This is a genomic window from Pseudobacter ginsenosidimutans, assembly GCF_007970185.1.
GTDB lineage: Bacteria > Bacteroidota > Bacteroidia > Chitinophagales > Chitinophagaceae > Pseudobacter > Pseudobacter ginsenosidimutans.
The window spans coordinates 6,788,820-6,807,534 of record NZ_CP042431.1; the positions used below are offsets into that span (position 1 = coordinate 6,788,820).

Below are 18,715 nucleotides of genomic sequence, written 5' to 3' on the forward strand. Positions count from 1 at the left end.
GTCTTTTTTATTGGAATGAATTCAGGTCAGGTTTAACAGTATCTGAAGTGTTTTTTTATTGGCAGGAATGAGATGGCATCCACCATTGTCCGATATTGATCAATATACAACCAGCTTCCTCCCTTCTTCGATCCTGAACTGCACACCCATACCGGATAAGCCGTTCAGCACCTGCGACAGTTTCAGATTACGTTGCATTTTTCCACCGAAGCGCACAGGCGGTTGTTTCTCGTATTCTATATTTACATCGTACCAGCGCGCCAGTTGCCTCATCACGGTTGGCAGTTCTGCATTGTTCAAATCAAACACACCATTCTTCCAGGCCAATACCTGGCTTGTATCAGCACCATCGATCACATTGATCTGCCCGCCTTTTACAGCGGCCTGCTGCCCTGGTCTGATAGCCCTGTATCTATTACCTGCATGTACATTTACAGCGCCTTCCGTGAGTGTGGTGGTAACGGCTGCTTCATCGTGATAAGCATTCACGTTAAAACTGGTGCCTGTTACTTCAATGAAGGATTGATCTGGCGTTACCACTTTGAAGGGCATGTTCTTTTGTCTGCTCACTTCAAAATATACTTCACCGGTTACTTTTACATTTCTTTCTTCACCGGCGAATCTGGTTGGATAGGTGAGGCTGCTGGCGGCATTCAGCCAGGCCCTTGAACCATCCGGCAGGCGAACCTGGAACTGACGGCCCTTTGCCGTTGTTACAGTATTGAATTGTATCTCCCCTGCTGTTGAGCCATCGGCTTCATACTTCAATGCGCCATTTTCCAAGACCGCTTTACCATTGCTCTCCAGGGAGATCACTCCATTCTGCATATTATCGAGCACTACCATCTTTCCATTGGCGAGTGTAAGTACGGCGCCATTGCTGCCAGGCAGCATGTCCAGCGATTCTGCAATAACCGGCTTCATAGGATCAGTGTGTTTTTTTCCATTATCCAAAAACAGTACAAACATTCCCGCGCCGGCAAGCAGCAACACCACGGCAGCGGCGGCCAGGCGAATATAGTGGCGCATCTGTACAGACTTTCGTTGGGACGGTAAACTTCCGGCTGCAATATGACGGTACATTTTTTCCACAGGCGCATCGATACCTGCTGAAGACTGGTCTGTATTCACCAATGCTTCCAGGTGTGCTTCCAGCTCCTGGCTGTAAGCATCATCCTGCATCATTTGTTTCCACCGCAGGAACTCTTCCTGCGTCATATTGTCGCCCAGGTATTTTCGAAAGAGTTCCTCAAATTCTTTGTCGGCCATATTCACATTTTTCGATGGAATGCAATGTTGTTGGGTATTCTAATAACAGGACGCAAAACAGTACAGGGGGTAAGGCATTGAAAAGAAAAAAAATTTCAGCCCCTGGGGCTCAGCAGTACTGTAACTACAATGGCCACTTCAGGATAATGTACTTTCAGGTAACTGCGGATGGAAGCAAGTGCGCGTACCAGGTGGCTTTTAGAGGTTGTAGGGGAAATCTGCATCTCCCGGGCTATCTGTTCATGCGTCATACCTCTGAAACGGCTCAGCGTGAAAGCGGTCTTGAGTTGCGGGGAAAGCTGATCGATTGCTTCCTTCATCACCTGCTGTAATTGCCGGTGGGCCAGCTCTTCTTCCGCAGAAGGGGAAAGATCGGCAAAGAAGCCGAGCAGATAAGGTTCATAATCCGGTGCTATTACTTTTTTACGCAAATAATCGCGGGCCAGGTTGCGGGTGATGGTGTTCAGCCAGGGCCTGAACTGTTCCACTTCCGGAAGAATGGCTCTTTTTATCCAAACCCGCACAAAGATCTCCTGCGTGAGGTCCTGCGACAGGTCCGGCGATTTCATCAATTGCAAGGCTATTCCGTACACATGCTGTACATATTGATCGTACAGCATTCTGAACGCCTGCTGATCTCCATCCGCAACCCGTAGAATCAGTTCTTTTTCATCGTATGGTACCGGCTCTGCCAAAAACAACCCTTTGGAATCAAAAATATCGATTCAGAACGAAAAAGCCATGCTATCCGTCATTGGATCGCATGGCCTGAATAATTGAATATTGAAAAATAGAAATCAATAATTCTTGATCGCCTCATCGAAGGCCGCTTCCAGGGGAAGGAATTTAGCCGGACAAACATTATCTCCCATTATTTTGAAATCCCCGTTCTCATTTCTTTGTACGTGCACCCTCACGGTGCCGTCATTATAAGGAATGTATAATTGATAGAGTTGCTTTTCAACACAGTTCATGGTGATGAAATCGATGGTGATGGTTTCGCCATCTACAGTGAAATCTTTTTTGAAATTCTTTATCGCTGTTCCTCCTACTGAAATCATGGGGCTTGTGGTTGGTTCAGCTGCAAATATCGCCCGCATTCAGGAAATTCTGTAATAGAACCGAAAATAATTCCAACCACTGTTCACTTCTATGGTTTTATTTCGCAACCATTGCAGCGGTCAGCAAAAGGATAATCGATATAGCCCGCCGCGCCACCACCAAAGAATCGGGCCCTGTCTGGTATATTGAGCGGAATATTGTTCTTCATCCGGTAAGGAAGATCTGGATTGGCGATGAACGGCCTGCCGAAAGAGATCAGGTCTGCCCATCCTCTATCGATGGCTTCCTCCGCGCGCCTCAGATCATATTTACCAGTATAGATAAGCGTTCCCCTGAATGCCTTTCTGTAAGCCTCCTTGAATGCAACCGGCATTACCGGCGCATCATCCCAATCGGCTTCCGCGATATGGATATACGCAATGCCGATCTCATCGAGGACCTTTGCAGCTTCAATATACGTGATCTCCGGTGTATCATCCTTAGCGCCCATCAGCGTGGTAAGCGGCGCCTGGCGCACGCCTACCCTGTGTTTCCCGATCGCATCGGCTACTGCCGTTGTTACTTCCCGGAGGAAACGTAACCTGCCATTCAGATCTCCGCCATATTCATCCTGCCGGAGATTGGTTTGTGAATCGATGAACTGCTCTATCAGGTAACCATTGGCGCCATGCAGCTCCACTCCGTCAAATCCTGCTTCAATAGCATTGCGCGCAGCCTGCGCATACTCTCCGATAATACTTTTGATCTCCGGGACACTGAGCTCGCGAGGCATGGAGTGCTGTATCATTTCGCCAACGCCTGTATCCGGACCTTTGCCTGATACATCCACAAATACTTTCACGCCTTCAGCCAGCAACGCGGAAGGCGCTACAGGCGCTTGTTGCGCCGGTTGAATCGACACATGTGATACACGGCCAACATGCCATAGCTGCGCGAAGATCAGTCCGCCTTTTTTGTGAACGGCATCCGTCACTTTTTTCCAACCTTCTATCTGCGCTTCGGTGTAGATGCCGGGCGTCCAGGCATAACCCTGTCCCTGGCGACTGATCTGCGTTCCCTCGGAAATGATCAGTCCGGCAGATGCGCGTTGTGCATAATATTCGGCCATCATCTCAGTGGCCACTTCGTTCTTACCCGCCCTGGACCTGGTCATGGGCGGCATCACGATCCTGTTAGACAGTTTCAAATCTTCTAAACTATATGGATGGAAGAGTTTCATTATTCTATTTTTTTACAGTTGCTGTAATTGTGCCTGGATGAAATCAAGTTCCTGTTGCGTGAGTGTGAAGTCCATGGACTTTGCATTGCTGGCAGCCTGCTCTGCATTCCTTGCGCCGGCCAGCGCAACGGTGATGCCTGGCTGCTGTGTGGTCCACCTCAATACCAGCCGGGCCAGTGAAGCGCCTTTGTCTTCCGCCAGCGGAGCCAGTGCCGTGAGCAATGTTTTAACAGCTTCAGGATCGAACTGTCCGAAATAACCATTGCGATGATCATCGTCTTTCAGTTTGGCACCGGAGAAATATTTTCCAGATAGCAGTCCGCGCTCGAGCGGACTATAGGCGATGATCCCGATCTTCTTTTCGCGCACATAATGGACCATTTCTTTTTCGATACTCCTGTTCAGCATGCTGTACGGTACCTGGTTGGAAGCAGGCGTAATTGTTTTACCTGCATCCTGCAATTGCTCAACACTATAATTGCTTACGCCTGCTGCGCGTATCTTTCCCTGTTGCAGCAATTGTTGCAGGGCCAGCATCGTTTCGTCGATGGGCGTTGTGGTATCCGGCCAGTGCAGCTGCAAAAGATCGATATAGTCTGTACGTAAACGCTGCAGGCTTTCTTCCACTTCTTTTATGAGATTCTCTTTCGAAGCGTATTTGTAAACGGGCAGGGATTTGCCATTGTCTTCCGCATCGAAGAAATATTCTCCTTTTCCATTATTACTTCCGTCCCATACCAGTCCGAATTTGGTGAGGATCTGCACTTTGGTGCGATCCTTTCCCTGCAATGCTTCTCCGATGATTTTCTCACTAAGTCCAAACCCATAGAATGGTGCCGTATCGAGCGAAGTAACACCATGATCGAGCGAGGCATGCACTGCTGCGATAGAATCCTTCCTTTCATTACCACCCCACATATTTCCTCCGATGGCAAATGCGCCATAAGTGATGGCAGACAAGGCCAGATCTGTATTTCCCAGTTTCCTGTATTCCATTTTTTCTGTTTTTTGATTTTGACAGCACAAAGTTGAGACTATGCCTCCTATTATCATAATAACATAAGTAATACCTTTGCATTACTAAAATTATGGAACATGACCATTAATCTTGAATGGCTCCGCACCTTCAAAGCCATCTATGAACTTGGTACGCTTACCAGTGCAGCAGAGGCGCTCTTCATTTCCCAGCCCGGCGTGAGCCTTCACCTGAATTCGCTGGAAGGCTTTACCGGATACAAATTATTCGACAGGTCCGCCAAAAGAATGGTGCCCACAGAGAGAGGAAAAGTGCTCTATAATTTTATTATCGAACCGATTGATAAACTATTGTCGGTTGAACAGGTCTTCGGCAGAAGTACGCAAGCTGAACGCTCCACCATCAGTGTTGGCATGTGTTTCGAAACTTTCCAGTACACGCTGGAAGAGCATATCTCCAAACTGCCTTTCAATCTCATCATCAAATTCGGAGAGTATCCGCAGATGATCCATGATCTGGACAAAGGCGTGCTCGACCTCATCGTAACGCCGCACAAGGCCGATCAAAAGAATCTTGAATACCAGGCCTTCTCCAGTGAGCGCATTGTATTAGTCAGTGGCGCCAAACTGGATGCAAAACCATTCCATAAATTCATCAAAGAAAAAAATCTGAAAGAGGCGGCCAACTGGCTGAAGAAACAACTCTGGTACAGCACGGCAGCAGATATGGAACATCTGAAACGCTTCTGGCAACTGAATTTCAGGTACCATATGGATTTCAAACCCAACTATATTGTTCCCAATATCAGTTCCATCGTAAGATGTTTGCGCAACGGCAATGGTATATCCGTGATCCCGGATTTTCTTTGCCGCGAAGAAATGCGCTCAGGTGAGCTCAAACTATTATGGGAAGGTGAAAATAAAATCGAGAACACATTGTACTTCGGCACCAGGAAAAAAACCATCTACACCAATGAAGTGAACCAGATCAAAAAGATCTTCGCCCAAAAGATGACCTGAAAAAAATACACCAGGATCACAAGCCTGGTGTATTCCCATTGATAGCATTTTCCCGGAAAACCGATCAAATCATTTTTTGATCAATGCCCTTCCGGCAGTGATACGGAAGCTTAGTGGAGTAGCGTTTTCTCTGTTGATAACAAGATCAAGGTTTGTTATGGATTGAAAGATCGCATTATCCGATCCAACATTCCAATCCTCATTCGGAACGCTGAAACGGTCAGCCTGCAATTCATTCCAGCCATCCTGTTGAATACATGATCCGCTCAACCTGCAGACTAGAATCTCAGGCTTTGAACCACTCTCCTTCTTAACGATGACCGGGAATTCCATGCTGAACTTCTTGTTTTCAGCAATGGTAACCTGGAATGGATTACCCATATGAACGGAAGCCCATTGCCCTGCAATACTGTTTATATTATTATCGTTTAAACTTTCCACATTTTTCCTGCAGGAAAAGAGAAAAACAAGAGCGGCTGCAAAACAATATATATTTCTCATCTTGTTCAGGTTTAATTATTGACAATTAATTAAAGTGTAAGCTGCGTAACTACCGCTTACCGGCAATTTCGACTGTGTAGCCCAGTTAGTCATGTCCTTATAGGAAACATTAATAGTGGAACCCAGGGAAGTAAATGCTGACCGGTTGATGCCAAGCTCAGCAACAGTACCGGACTTGTTCGCATTGATAGTGGCAGTAACGGCCGTCCATGACCATCCACCTGTACCATTGTACCTGTACAAAAGTCCATTTTCAATCAGGTATTCTGCGCCGGAAGAGCCGTACTGACTGTCTTGATACCCTGTGCCCGCATTGTTATCGGTATCGATAAAAATTTGATATTGTGAATTGTCCATCCCACTACCAGAAACACCAAAGAACAACGATTGCGCATTGTTGGTCACTTTCAATGTCAATGTGCTCTGACCTGTAGCTGTGGCGATAGCCGCAATACCATTCCAGTCGCTCAGATTTCCATTTACAGAAATAGCCGGGCATGAGCTTGTTGTTCCGGTTTCATCCACACCGATATCAACTCTAGCACCATTCAATCTTGGCTGACCATCAAAATCCACTTCTCCTGAAAATGGACTGAACCCGGATTTCCCGGCGTTGATACAGGGAGAGTTCGATTGCAAATGAGGATCGGGGTTTGTTGCATTGGCGCTGCTGATCAACGGGTCAGAAAAAATGGACTGATCAGTTCCATTATCATTCGTCAAAGTGCGAAAGGCCGCCAGGTCCAAACCAGTCCAGGTACCAGGACCAGTCTGTTGACTGGCGCTGAAGGAAGCAGCACTGTTGTAATAACAATTCGCCCTGCAATTGATGGCTGAAACACCAGTAGCCACCGTGAACATTTGACCATAACGCCCATAGATCACATTGTTGAAGCAATCAATATTATTTGCATTTTGCAGCACGATCTCACTCGCCCATTGGCTTGATGACGCATTCTTCACAAGTGTATTACCCGTTATCGAACTGTGAGACACAGTGCCTTCCGTACTTCCATTGTTCACCCCGTTGGACCCATACAAGATTCCCGCCAGTGAATTATTGTAGATAAGATTGTTCCTTACATGAATGCCGCTGGATGTGGCGTTGACTTTGTTGATCTGGTTCTCGCACCCAACAGTGATCCCGAATTTATTATTGTACACTTTGTTGTTGGCGATCAAAACATTCATCGCACCATCGGCATAAATAGCGCCATTATCCGTGTAATTGCAAATGCAATTGTAAGCGGTATTGCCTTTGATAGTGCCGTTTGAAGGCTGGTTATTGGTTGTAATATTCGGATAGGTGGCCAATCCCAATACATCGATCCCGATATTGGTGATATGATGTACATTATTCCCCTCGATATTGAAATTGTTTATATTCCCTTTCAGCGCAATGCCCTCGCTCCAACCTGTAATGCAGTAAGACACTTCATTGTTGATAACGGAAACATTACTGATCGACGAAGATGCGTTGTCGCCCACGATTGCAATTCCATTGGCCCCAACGCCGCTGCTGCCGGGATTATCCGTTGGGTCCCAGCTTTTGTTCACGTATGAGATCTCAGTGATCTTATTCCCTGAAATAGTGAGGTTACTGCCTGTGCCAATGAAAGTGATGCCGGTAGACCAGGCCTGCTTTCGGGTATTCCTGATAGTAAGTCCTGAAATGGTTACAGTACTTGAGTTTTCGATATAAATAGTATGTACCGCTGAACCATTACCGGCAATGATAGCCTCACCATCACCCGCACTGGTAAGGGTGATATTATTTTTGTTGGCGATCACCACCGCCTGACTGTAGGTTCCGGTATGGACCAGCACACGGTCTCCCGCCACACAGGCATCAATTTGTGTTTGGATGGAGGCAGGCGCATATACATGCCTGTCAACCGCTAGTAAGTTCAGACAATAGAATAGTAGTGCCGCGATCATCGCAGCTTTTCTCATGTTTCCCATAATGGCAATTTTTGGAGTGAAAGATTATTTTATGGTTAGATAAATACCCAGCTTGTTCAAGCCGGTTGCGCTCTCCCAGGTATCATTGTTTGCGAGACGGACAGCATATTCAGAGCGGTTTCCAATGCTGCCATATTTGTCGGGCAGGAATAAAAAAGTCTCATATTCACCGGGTGTAACTGTTGAGGGTACAGTTACGTCGCTTTCCAATTTGATATCGCCGCTATACCATGCTCGGGGATCGGCATCTGTATCGATGGAAAATTGTTGTCCTGTTGTTCTGTTTCTTAAAACTATTTTCACCTGACGGGGATTATAGCAGGAAGCATATCCCCTGTTGATCAGTTGGATCCTGAAATTCATTTTCTGGCCTGCTGACAGGCTTTTGGGAAAACTGGCTGATTGCAGTACGAACCTGTATCCCAATCTTTTCTTAATCTCTTCCATGCAACCACCGGTCTGCCAGTCGTTGTTCACATCATTATTGTAAGCGCAGTTCAGGAAACTATAGTGAAGGCTTTCCAGTTCGCTTTGTGCAATTCCTGCCGGCGCGCAATCATTTTGCGGACTGTAATCATCCGTGCAGGTTTCACCACCCACCACCACAAACCTGCTGTCTTTCTTTTTGTATTCTTTCAGAACAGCCAGGTCTGATCTGCGTACCGATGAGGAATTTCCATAATCCTCGTAAGTGCCGTAATCATCGGGAGAAGCGAGGAGACAGTCATTGTGAAAACCGATACGCGCTTTATCCGTTCCCTTGAATGCTTCATTGTCCAGCAGCGGAGCAGCACTGGTCAGCGCCTGTATACCGTAAACGAAGCGTTGTTTCAATTGCGGATAGCGCACCTGTATCATCCTGTCTGCAGGCACTGCTTCCAGGAGTGCCCGGAGCACATCTGTTCTGTCGCGCCAGTTGTCATCCAGCAGTTTCCCTGCAGATCCGTTCTGCGATGCATCACCAAAATGATCGGTGTAATATTGTTCGCCCCATACTCCAATAAATCCCATCTGCACACAGGCAATCACATCCGCATTGTTATGAAAGAGGTCTTTCAATTGCGCAATATGACCCAGTACAATTGATTTAGGCGCATCACCATAAGGTGGACAAATAAAACCTTCAGGACAATTGCCTGCGTTGGAGGCATTGGTGTAGGTGAACCTGGGGATCAGTTTAGATCCGGCTTTCCGGGCAATATCGAAATCAGCTTTTACACTGTTCAGGAAAGCGGCAGACAAGGGCTTGTCTTTAAAAACATTCAAAATGTAATAACGGAATACCAGCGTGCTTTTGACACTGTAATTACCACCGTCGGCTTTTTTTCCATTTCTCCATTCTTTCAGCTGGTCCTGATCCAGCGGAATAAAATTACCGGCAGAGGTTTCACTGTACCGGTAAAAACCTCTTTCAGGATTGGGGAAGTCTTCATTACTTTCAGTATAACTGACAGTAATGGTTTCCAAATGCTGAGCAGATGATTTTACCGGTTTTGAACAAACCATTGTGGTTAGTCCAATGACCAGGAAAGAGAAAAACATTTTCACGCTGACATTCATTTTGGGTAAAATGCTAATAATGAAAAAAATCTACCTTGTTACCAGTTCGAAAAATGGCAATTGGTTTAAAGCCGCTTCAACAGTGATCCTGGCTGGTCCTTTGAATTTTCTTCCATCGATATACTTCCATGTTCCTTTCGGCAGCATAACATTTCTCTTATTATCCTTTGCGAGAACCGGCGCCACCAGGATACTATCGCCGATCATCAACTGATCGTTACAGCCCGCGAAGCCTGCATTTGGAAAAACATATTCCATATGTCTTACCACTGGTTCACCTGTGATAGCGCTTTCCCTTACCAGCTCCATGATCAGCGGCGTGAATTTCTTTCTCAATGCAACCGCTTCTTTGATGGCGGACAGGTGCTGACTGTCCAGTATCCGCCAGGGCGCCACAGAGAATTGCATCATCGGCATAAGCGCATGGCATTGGGCAGAACGCACTACGAGGTCCTGGTCCAGCTTGCCGGCATCCACATTATCGAAGGAGCTGTAGTCACCGCCACCGATCATATCCGGGCAGGTGAAAGGATAGCCCAGTAATCCAGCGGCTGTCATACCCGGCACCAGCTTTTGCAGATCTTCCCAGTTATGCAGTTTATCCCTCAGCCTCTCTGCGAGTGGTTCGCCTCCCCGCTTCCACATGGCGCGATACTCATTCAGCGGGTATTTGAGACCGAAAGCCCCCCATAGCTCTGTATGCTGATTGGCTGCAGCGGGTTGAAAAGAAATTGTATTTGCAGGATAATATTCAGGATCACCTGCATCGAATTTGAAACCATCAACGCCGTATTCTTTGATCAGTTTATCCAATTGCTGCTGGTACCAGTTTATTGCTTCCAGATTGGTAAAGTCCATCACCATGCTGAAGCCATTCCACCATTGCACAATGGCTGGCCTGGTGGCATTTTCCCAGTTTCCATTATTTTCCTTTTCCATCATCACCCATTTCTTTTTCATCAGGAAACGCGCCTCTTCTGAGTCCGGTCGGATAAACGGACAAACCCAAACCATCACCTTAAAACCCATCCGGTGCAGGGTATCGATCATGGCTCTTGCATCTGCAAAACGGTCTTTCCTGAATTCAAAGCGGCCATAGTAGGGAGCCCAGTTATCGTCGATCATCAGTACACCGGGCTCGAAACCATTGTCAATAATGGCGCGCGCATACTTCAATATATCATTCTGGTTTTGATCGTAAATGAGCTCGATCCAGGTATTGTACTGGGGTTTGGAAAACAACAGTTCATCCGGCATCTTTCCTGAAGGCGGGAAATACTTTCTGGCAGCAGCTTTGTAAGCTTCAGCCAGTGTGCTTCCGGCCTTTTCTATTGTTACATTTTTCTGTTGACTGAATTGTATTTCCTTATCTGTTACTGTGAAAGCAAAAGCCTCATCACTCCAGATATAGCGTCCTTTATTGGAAAGCAATAAAGGGGCAGCCTGGTTACCTCTGACATCTCCGTTCAGGTTAAGTGTATATCCTTTCGGGAATGGTGTGTGCTGACTTTCATTCACTGCAGCGCCATACCATTTTTCATCGGGTAACAATGTAATGCTTTGCTGCGCAGATGTCATCAATACATTCAACAGGAATAAGAGCCCCAGCAACGATCGCAAACAAGATGTACGTTTTTCCATTTATTTATCCCTCCATTTATCAACTTTGATCTTCCATATTCCGCCACGTTCAGTGGTGGTGTAATTCCAGGTAACATCAGCACCCGTCAATGATACAGCCTGAGTTTCCCAGGTACCGCGACAAACAAAGATCTCTGTCAGCTGCCAGTCTGTATGTCCTGGAGGATAAGGAATACTAAGGCAATAACAGTTATTCATATCCGGATTCTTATGGAATTTGTATTGCGGTTCATTGCGGCTACCCCATCCATTGATACTGCCGAAAATATACATGTCCTCATCAGCCGGTGTTGTAGCAGGTGTTTCCAGCATGATGGTGATCTGATTGGCTACAATACAGTCTGCCACCGGATCGCAGGTCAGCACATCTTTTCCATAAAAACTCTTTTTTCCTATTTCAGTATTGTGCGTATCGAAGGATGTCACCAGCACTTTATATATACCGCCCCTTGCCTCTTTGGGTATGTTTAGCTGTACATTGAAAATATGATATTCCGGTCGATAGAATGAAGTGACCTCAGTAGAGCTGAGCAGTTCATCATCTTCGTTCATCAGTTGAAAGGAGATCTTTCCCAAACCAGCGGTAGAACCGGTATTACCGCTTACAGGAATATATTTTCCCTGGAGGCCGGACATGCTGGCTATGGTGTCTTCAGCTGTTACATCCTGATCATTGTTCACATTATCCACTTTGAATATGGTGAGGGAATTTTCGATATCGTAGGGAGCGCCGTTATGATCGTCGTTCTTGTTACAGCTTACAATGATGAGCGCCAGCACCAAAGAGGCCATGAACCCGGCAAACAGCCACTTGCTTTTCTTATTCATAAGAAATTATTTAATTGATCAGTAACCAGGTGTTTGTTTTACAATACCCTTACTTAATTCTATTTCAGATTGTGGAATAGGGTACAACATATAATGGTCTTCCCAGGGTCGTGTAGTGGTGTTGATCTTTCCTACACGGATCAATGCATTCTTCAGTGAGTCTACTCCCCATCGTCTCAGGTCCAACAAACGCCAGGCTTCCATACCCAGCTCCAAACGTCTTTCATTCCTGATATTGCGCAGGAGCTCGTCATTGTTGTACGACTGGTAATCAGTTTTCGAAGGCAAGGTCAGTCCTGCCCTGTTCCTCACCCTGAGCAGCAGATCGATGGCTTCATCTTTGGCGGCAGCGCCTACGCTGGCTTCAGACATCAGCGCTTCAGAGCGCATCAGCAGCACATCTGAAAAACGGAACAAAGGCCAGTTGAGTGGAATGATATCATAGCGTTTATAATCGCTGATCTCTTTTCCCGGAACAACGTGTTTGCCCATTCCCGGTGCTCCTGCATTGCCGCACATCGTTACTCCGGAGATCACATCGTCTGTGGTGGTGGCGGTATATTTCCGTCTTCCGTCGCCGGGTTGAAACTGACTGTAGAGATCACCGGAAGGCGCATTTTGTCCCCACATACCATTGCCGCAACCAACGCGTATAGGCGTTAACGTTCCATCGAAGGAATCAGGTCCCCAGCCACCGCCATTGTCCGTAAAATTTTCAACACGCTGGATCTCCCAGACTGATTCAATGCCATTTGCAGTGGCCTGTACAAAATTGGCGTAATAGTCTGGGTTCAGATTGTATTCGCCTGAAGACATCACCACCTGTGCAGCAGCAGCAGCTTCCGTGTATTTTTTATCGAAGAGGAATACTTTCGCCAACAGCGCGCCGGCTGCGCCTTTGGTAACTCTTCCCACCATTTTTTCATCGATGGTAGCCTGTTTGGTTGGCAGGGCAGGAATAGCTTCTGTGAGGTCTTTTTCAATCTGATCGTACACCTGTCTTGCCGTAGCACGGGGCATGTTCACGTCATCGGCATTGCCCGGATTGATAGGCTTCGTGAACAAAGGGATCCCGCCATAATAATTCACCAGCATGAAATAATAGATAGCCCGCAATGCTTTGCATTCTGCAATGAACCGTGCTTTTTTCTGATCAGAAATGGGAGCAGTTTCGATGCCGTTGATGGCCACATTGGCACGGTTGATGCCTTCATAGAATCCTTTGTACATGTTTTCGAATGCAGGACTGAATTTGGCTTCAGCAACATTTGCATAATCTGTGATCGGGTTGATATCAACATAGGGAGGGCTGCCATCATCCCGGTTCATTCCGAAATTGCTATCATCGGAAGCACCGTCTCCCAGGGTCCAGAACATGCGGTCGAATGTTTTGTCCCAACCGGAAACATCATATACACCCACCACGGCCTGAAAAGCTTTCGCTTCATCGGTGAAATAGGTTTCTATTGTGTATTGCCCGATAGGTTTCTTATCGAGAAATCCTTTATTACAACCCCAAACCACCACAACCATCATGGCAATCGTCAGCGTTGCAAAAATTATCTTTTTATATTTTTCCATTGCAAGAGTTATTAAGCGTTAAAAGGTAACATTCAGTCCGAACAGCAACATGCGGGGTTGCGGGTACACGCCTCTGTCTACCCCGATCTGCAGATCCCTGTTGGCGGAGAAAACATCGCTGTAACCAGTTGAATTGATGCCGATCTCAGGATCGAATCCTTTATATCTTGTGATCGTGAAAAGATTGCTGGCGCTCACATAGAGCCTGATCCGCTCTATCTGCATCTTCTTTGAAAGAACTACCGGCACCGTATAACCGATCTGTACATTCTTCAGTCGCAGATAAGATCCATCCTGTAACCAGAAACTGGAAAATCGACTGTTCTTGGCGTTGTCATAATCACGGAAAGCGATCCTCGGCAAACTGGCATCGGGATTATCAGGTGTCCAGCTTTTGTTTACATCGGCCAGCCTGTTGATGCCTTCATTGTATCTCGGGTCGCCAACAGTTCCCTGCTGGTAGAAATAATTGTAGATCTTGTTACCGGCCACTCCCTGCAGCAACATGCTGAGATCGAAATTCTCGTAACTCAAATTCAGGTTTATGCCGTAAGTGTATTTGGGAGTGGGATTGCCGATGATGGTCCTGTCATCTTCATTGATCTTCTTATCGCCATTGATATCCTTGTAACGGATATCGCCGGGACGCAGTTCCGATCCTACCTGGTCTACCGGTGCATTTTGTATTTCTGCTTCTGATTTATAGATGCCATCATACACAAATCCATAGAAGGCGGAAATGGGATGGCCCACCATCGTTCTCGAAGGCTGGTAAGCGCCTACCAGCGTGCCATCGGGAGGAACGATGAAATCCATATCGCCTAAGCTGATCACTTCATTCTTGTTGATACTTCCATTGGCGCTGATGGAATAATGTAATTTCCCTATTGCACTATTATAGGTAACAGTAGCCTCAAAACCTGTGTTGCGGATATTATCGCCAGCGAGGTTGATCAATGGAGGATTGGTGCTGGAGCCGAAAATATCGCGCACTTTGGGGATCACGCGCATCCCTTTCGTGATACGATTGTACCAGTCGAGCGTAATGTTCAGGCGGCCCCTGTATGCAGTGAGATCGAGACCGATATCCGTTTGTCTCAATCGCTCCCACCCCGTTCCGGTAACGCTTGCATACTGTCCTAATGAAATACCATTCTGTGATACGCCGCCCATACCATAATTGGAATTGATCTTCACCAGTGAGTAACCGGGGTATGCAAGATTCCCGATATTCCCCATTTCACCGTAGCTGGCGCGGAAGCTCAGTTCATCTATCTGCTCTATCGCTTCCATGAATTTCTCTTTTGCCATTCTCCATTTCACTGATGCGGCAGGAAAGAATCCTCTTGGCTTATCGGTTACATATGCAGGTGAGCCGGCATCCTGCCTGCCTGTTATCTGCAAATAATATTTCTCCTGGTAGTTATAGCTCAATCTTCCAAATACAGATGTATAGGCAATTTCAGAAGGAGGTGTGAAAGGGAAACTGATGGTGGCGGGATCGCCCAGGCCCGGCTGCTGGAAATCGGGTGTCTGGTTGGAGAAATTACTCTGACTGTAATTGATGGCTTTGTTGTACACATATTGCGCCACATAACCGGCAGTGAGTTCAAGACTGTGCCCTTTCAACCATTTGGACCAGGTTGCATAATTATCCCAGTTCCAGTTATGTCCGCCATATTGCCCTGCATAGAGATTGGTTGCAGACACAGGAGCAGCAGCACTTCCCACCAGGCTTCCATTGAAAACGGAATAGCTTCCTGAATACTGGCCAGCTGCAAAAGTGGAACGGAATGTAATGCCGAAAGGCAGTTTCACCTGTCCGAATACACTGCCGGAAAGATTATTGTCAGTATACTTCGGATTGCTTTTTTGTATGGTGTTGACAGGATGAAAGATATTTCCGTACCAGTTTATGTTGGCAACCGGCGCCACACCATATTCACCATTGCTGCCATAAACAGGAATATCGGGTGAATAAAATACAGCTGACTGCATGAAGCCTGTTCTGTCGTCATTGGTGCCTGCCACTACTTTCCTGTTGGAAGTGGAGTACCCCAGGGTAATGCCCACCTTCAACCATTTGTTGGCGTTAGTTTCTGCATTGGCGCGCAGTGATGTTCTCTGAAAGCCGCTATTCACCATCGTTCCGTCCTCTTTTCTATGTCCAACGGAAAAATAATAAGTGGATTTGCTGTCGCCTCCTGAAACACCGATGCTGCCATCCACCACTTTCCCTGTATGGAAAACCTGGTCCTGCCAGTTGGTACCTGATCCTGGAAGATTGGCAATGCGTTGTGGTGTTGCCCATTCCGGGTTTACAGCAATGGGCACAAAGGAAACAACATCTTTGAACTGTTCATTGTATGCCCTGATGATATTCGTATTCAGTGTCGCTTTTTCCTGAATGTTCAGCACGTCCATTTTTTTCCATACCTGTGATACGCCGGTAAAACCATCAACAGTCACCCTCACTTTTCCGGAGCTGGTTCCCTTTTTTGTTTTGATGAGCACCACGCCATTGGCGGAGCGCACTCCGTAAATGGACAATGCCGCTGCATCTTTCAGGATATCGATGCTTTCAATATCATTCGGATTGAGAAATGAAATACCATTGGGTTGAATGATATCATCCACCACATACAGCGGCTCGCTGCTGCCGGCAGGACTGGCGGTGGAAATGCCACGGATGCGAACACTGATCTGTCCACCGGGATCGCCGGTGCTGGAAGTGACCTGTACGCCTGCGGCCCGTCCCTGCAATGCCTGGTCGATAGTGGCTACCGGCGCTTTGCGCAGCACATCGCCGGACACACTGGATACTGAGCTGGTAAGATCCTTTCGTTGCTTTGTGCCATAACCCACCACCACTACATCCTTCAGCATATCGGTGCCTGGTTTCAGGCTCACGATAACGGCATTATTGCCTTCGCTTTTCAGGATATACCCCGTGATGGTGCGGCTCTGGTATCCGACCGCAGAGAATTCAAAATTGTAGGTCCCTTTTACGGGCAGGTTCTCAAATGAGAACTTTCCCAGGGAATCGGCAAAAGTGGTGTAAGACCTTTCACCAGCAGAGCTTTTTGCAACGATGGAAGCAAAACCAATAGGGTCGCCCTTGCTATTGGTGACAATCCCGGTTACGGTAACTGTTGGGGGTTGCTGGGCAGTGGCAATGCCTGACGACAACAGGAAAGCAGTCAGCAGGACAGCCGTTAGTTTTAGTAGTTTAAACATATTGTATTCTTAGGCAAGTATGCTAATATGCCATACTACGTTTTCCGGGACAACTATCCCCTAATTACCCCGGAAAATTATTTCGATATATAGAATTTTTTGTCTGCGATCTTCTTTACTTCGAGATTATTGATAGCGGCAATATTGCGCAGTATCTTATCGATCGTTTGCGTTGTGTCTACAGAAATGAATATATTGATGGAAGATGATATTTCTGTAGGATAATCGATTTCCACATTGTAGCGTTCAGCAAGCTGGTCCAGCACCTTTTTCAGGTTTTGGTTCTGGAAATTGATATGACCGCTATTCTCGTCAGGTCCGGTTTCGATCTGTGAGGCTTTCGCATCCGCAGGTCTTGTGTTAACCGTTGTGCCCTTTTCCATTTCTGTTTTGGGAGATGATTTTGCTGCAGCGAGCCCCTCATTACGGAACTTCTCGAAGATCTCTTTCCTGATATTGAAGCTGATCTGATCCCCTGGTAACAAATAATTGGCGATGGTTTCATCCTTCACTTTTTTCACCACCACTTTGCCTTCATACAGCACAACAGAAATGGTCTTCGCATTGCCATCAACGCTGAACCTGGTACCCAGTGCAGTGGTAGCCACCTTGCCACAGAAAACAGTAAACTGCTTTTCTTTATCTTTTGCCACAGAGAATTCGGCTTTGCCGGTCAGGTAGATATGGCGATTGGATACATTATAATCACTGGCATACCTGATCTCGCTGCCTGCAGAAAGTGTAATAATGGAATGATCGGGAAGCGTGATCTGCTGAGCAGCAGCTGTACTGTTTTTCCTGATCGTTTCAGTAGTACTGTTTGCAGCCAGTTCAGTTTCTCCGGCAACTTTATTATCCTGGCTGATGTACCTGATCCCGAAAAATAAGAGGATCGCGGCAGCTGCGCCGAACAGTGAGATCAACATTGTTCTTTTCCTTTTTCCGCTACGGATGGATTCCTGTATGTTCCCATAAAGTTCCTCATCAACGGTTGTTGCGGGAACCGAAACATATTTCTCCCATTCCTCCTCGGGCAGGAATTCCTCCAGCACAGATGGATGCTGCCGCAGGTATTGCAATACCCCGGCTGCCTCATCCTCCGGACACTCGCCCCTCAGAAACTTCTCTATGAGTTTTTTATCGATCAACTTATAACAGTACTATATTGAATAATAAAGTTCCGCTCATGAATATCAAAACCGGGAAAAATGGCTTGATGAATTTCAATGCGAGATGGATATGGTTCTCTACGGTTTTGGTGGAAATGGAAAGCATTGAAGCAATTTCGCTGTAACTGTAACAGTTCAGCCTGCTCAGCCTGAATACACGCTGTCTTACGGGCGGCATCTGCCTGATCAGTAATTCCAGTTTTCGTAAAGTGTCGTTATAAGAAACGCTTTCAGTAACCAGCTCCCATTGCACCGGTCCTGATTGATGGAGCTCGGCTTTGCGAAGAGCCTTCTGTTTTCTCAGCTCATCGATCATGATGGTCCTTGCTATGCGGAATAAGACCGAAGACAATGAAATCTCTGCTTTTAAGCTATGACGGTATTTCCAGAGCTTGATGAATGTAAGCTGAACAACTTCTTTTGCTAATTCCGGGGACCTTGTTTTGTCGAAAATATACCTGTACAAGGGCTCCTGGAATAGCTCAAAAGCTCTGCGCAAAGCAGTTTCGTTGCTGGTTTTTAATCCATCAATTAATGACATAGCAATTGTTTAGCGAACCAAATCTAATGAAACAGGATTGTATTTCAGCAGGTCAATCGTTTGCGTAATCGTCTTTTCCATAAAAAAACAGCCTTCAGATCAAAAGACCTGAAGGCTTTTACGGGCGTCTGCCTCAATTGCTTTATTTGA

At 46.5% G+C, this 18,715-nt stretch carries 15 protein-coding genes; 1 reads left to right on the forward strand and 14 read right to left on the reverse strand.

Annotation, left to right across the window (positions count from 1 at the left end; translation table 11 throughout):
• Window positions 1-99: 99 nt before the first annotated feature.
• From FSB84_RS26585 to FSB84_RS26605, 5 genes are all read right to left on the reverse strand, one after another.
• On the reverse strand, window positions 100-1,269 hold the full coding sequence (locus tag FSB84_RS26585; protein WP_130540869.1) for a FecR family protein: 1,170 nt from the start codon (window positions 1,267-1,269) through the stop codon (window positions 100-102).
• 95 nt (window positions 1,270-1,364) lie between these two features.
• On the reverse strand, window positions 1,365-1,964 hold the full coding sequence (locus FSB84_RS26590) for an RNA polymerase sigma factor (RefSeq protein WP_130540870.1): 600 nt from the start codon (window positions 1,962-1,964) through the stop codon (window positions 1,365-1,367).
• A 102-nt stretch (window positions 1,965-2,066) separates the two neighbouring features.
• On the reverse strand, window positions 2,067-2,330 hold the full coding sequence (locus FSB84_RS26595; RefSeq protein ID WP_130540871.1) for a hypothetical protein: 264 nt from the start codon (window positions 2,328-2,330) through the stop codon (window positions 2,067-2,069).
• Window positions 2,331-2,419: 89 nt separating this feature from the next.
• Entirely contained in the window at window positions 2,420-3,550 is a 1,131-nt protein-coding gene (locus FSB84_RS26600) for an alkene reductase (protein WP_130540872.1), read from the reverse strand.
• A 12-nt stretch (window positions 3,551-3,562) separates the two neighbouring features.
• On the reverse strand, window positions 3,563-4,546 hold the full coding sequence (locus FSB84_RS26605) for an aldo/keto reductase (RefSeq protein WP_130540873.1): 984 nt from the start codon (window positions 4,544-4,546) through the stop codon (window positions 3,563-3,565).
• A gap of 99 nt (window positions 4,547-4,645) precedes the next feature.
• On the opposite strand from FSB84_RS26605, the gene FSB84_RS26610 reads away from it, so the two are divergent.
• Entirely contained in the window at window positions 4,646-5,545 is a 900-nt protein-coding gene (locus FSB84_RS26610; protein WP_130540874.1) for a LysR family transcriptional regulator, read from the forward strand.
• A gap of 69 nt (window positions 5,546-5,614) precedes the next feature.
• Here the strand turns inward: FSB84_RS26610 and FSB84_RS26615 are convergent, their stop codons facing one another.
• The 9 genes from FSB84_RS26615 to FSB84_RS26655 all read right to left on the reverse strand — a co-directional run bounded on the left by FSB84_RS26615 (window position 5,615) and on the right by FSB84_RS26655 (window position 18,565).
• Entirely contained in the window at window positions 5,615-6,046 is a 432-nt protein-coding gene (locus tag FSB84_RS26615; protein WP_130540875.1) for a hypothetical protein, read from the reverse strand.
• A 15-nt stretch (window positions 6,047-6,061) separates the two neighbouring features.
• Window positions 6,062-8,008: a right-handed parallel beta-helix repeat-containing protein gene (locus FSB84_RS26620; protein WP_147122374.1), complete on the reverse strand. Its 1,947-nt coding sequence runs from the start codon at window positions 8,006-8,008 to the stop codon at window positions 6,062-6,064.
• Between the two features lie 24 nt (window positions 8,009-8,032).
• A complete protein-coding gene (locus FSB84_RS26625; RefSeq protein WP_207234228.1) occupies window positions 8,033-9,475 on the reverse strand; it encodes a DUF4832 domain-containing protein in 1,443 nt (480 codons plus the stop codon).
• A 123-nt stretch (window positions 9,476-9,598) separates the two neighbouring features.
• Window positions 9,599-11,188, reverse strand: coding sequence for a glycoside hydrolase family 31 protein (locus FSB84_RS26630; protein ID WP_207234229.1), 1,590 nt, complete (start codon window positions 11,186-11,188; stop codon window positions 9,599-9,601).
• Between the two features lie 21 nt (window positions 11,189-11,209).
• On the reverse strand, window positions 11,210-12,037 hold the full coding sequence (locus FSB84_RS26635) for a hypothetical protein (RefSeq protein WP_130540879.1): 828 nt from the start codon (window positions 12,035-12,037) through the stop codon (window positions 11,210-11,212).
• An 18-nt stretch (window positions 12,038-12,055) separates the two neighbouring features.
• Window positions 12,056-13,618 (reverse strand): RagB/SusD family nutrient uptake outer membrane protein, encoded by a 1,563-nt coding sequence (locus tag FSB84_RS26640; RefSeq protein WP_130540880.1) that lies wholly within the window; start codon window positions 13,616-13,618, stop codon window positions 12,056-12,058.
• Between the two features lie 18 nt (window positions 13,619-13,636).
• The gene (locus tag FSB84_RS26645) at window positions 13,637-16,855 is read right to left on the reverse strand and encodes a SusC/RagA family TonB-linked outer membrane protein (RefSeq protein WP_130540881.1); all 3,219 of its coding nucleotides are present in this window, start codon (window positions 16,853-16,855) and stop codon (window positions 13,637-13,639) included.
• Window positions 16,856-16,932: 77 nt separating this feature from the next.
• Window positions 16,933-18,003 carry a FecR family protein gene (locus tag FSB84_RS26650; RefSeq protein ID WP_130540882.1) on the reverse strand — a complete coding sequence of 357 codons (1,071 nt, stop codon included), beginning with the start codon at window positions 18,001-18,003 and terminating at the stop codon, window positions 16,933-16,935.
• A gap of 1 nt (window position 18,004) precedes the next feature.
• Entirely contained in the window at window positions 18,005-18,565 is a 561-nt protein-coding gene (locus FSB84_RS26655) for an RNA polymerase sigma factor (RefSeq protein ID WP_130540883.1), read from the reverse strand.
• Between the last annotated feature and the right edge of the window lie 150 nt (window positions 18,566-18,715).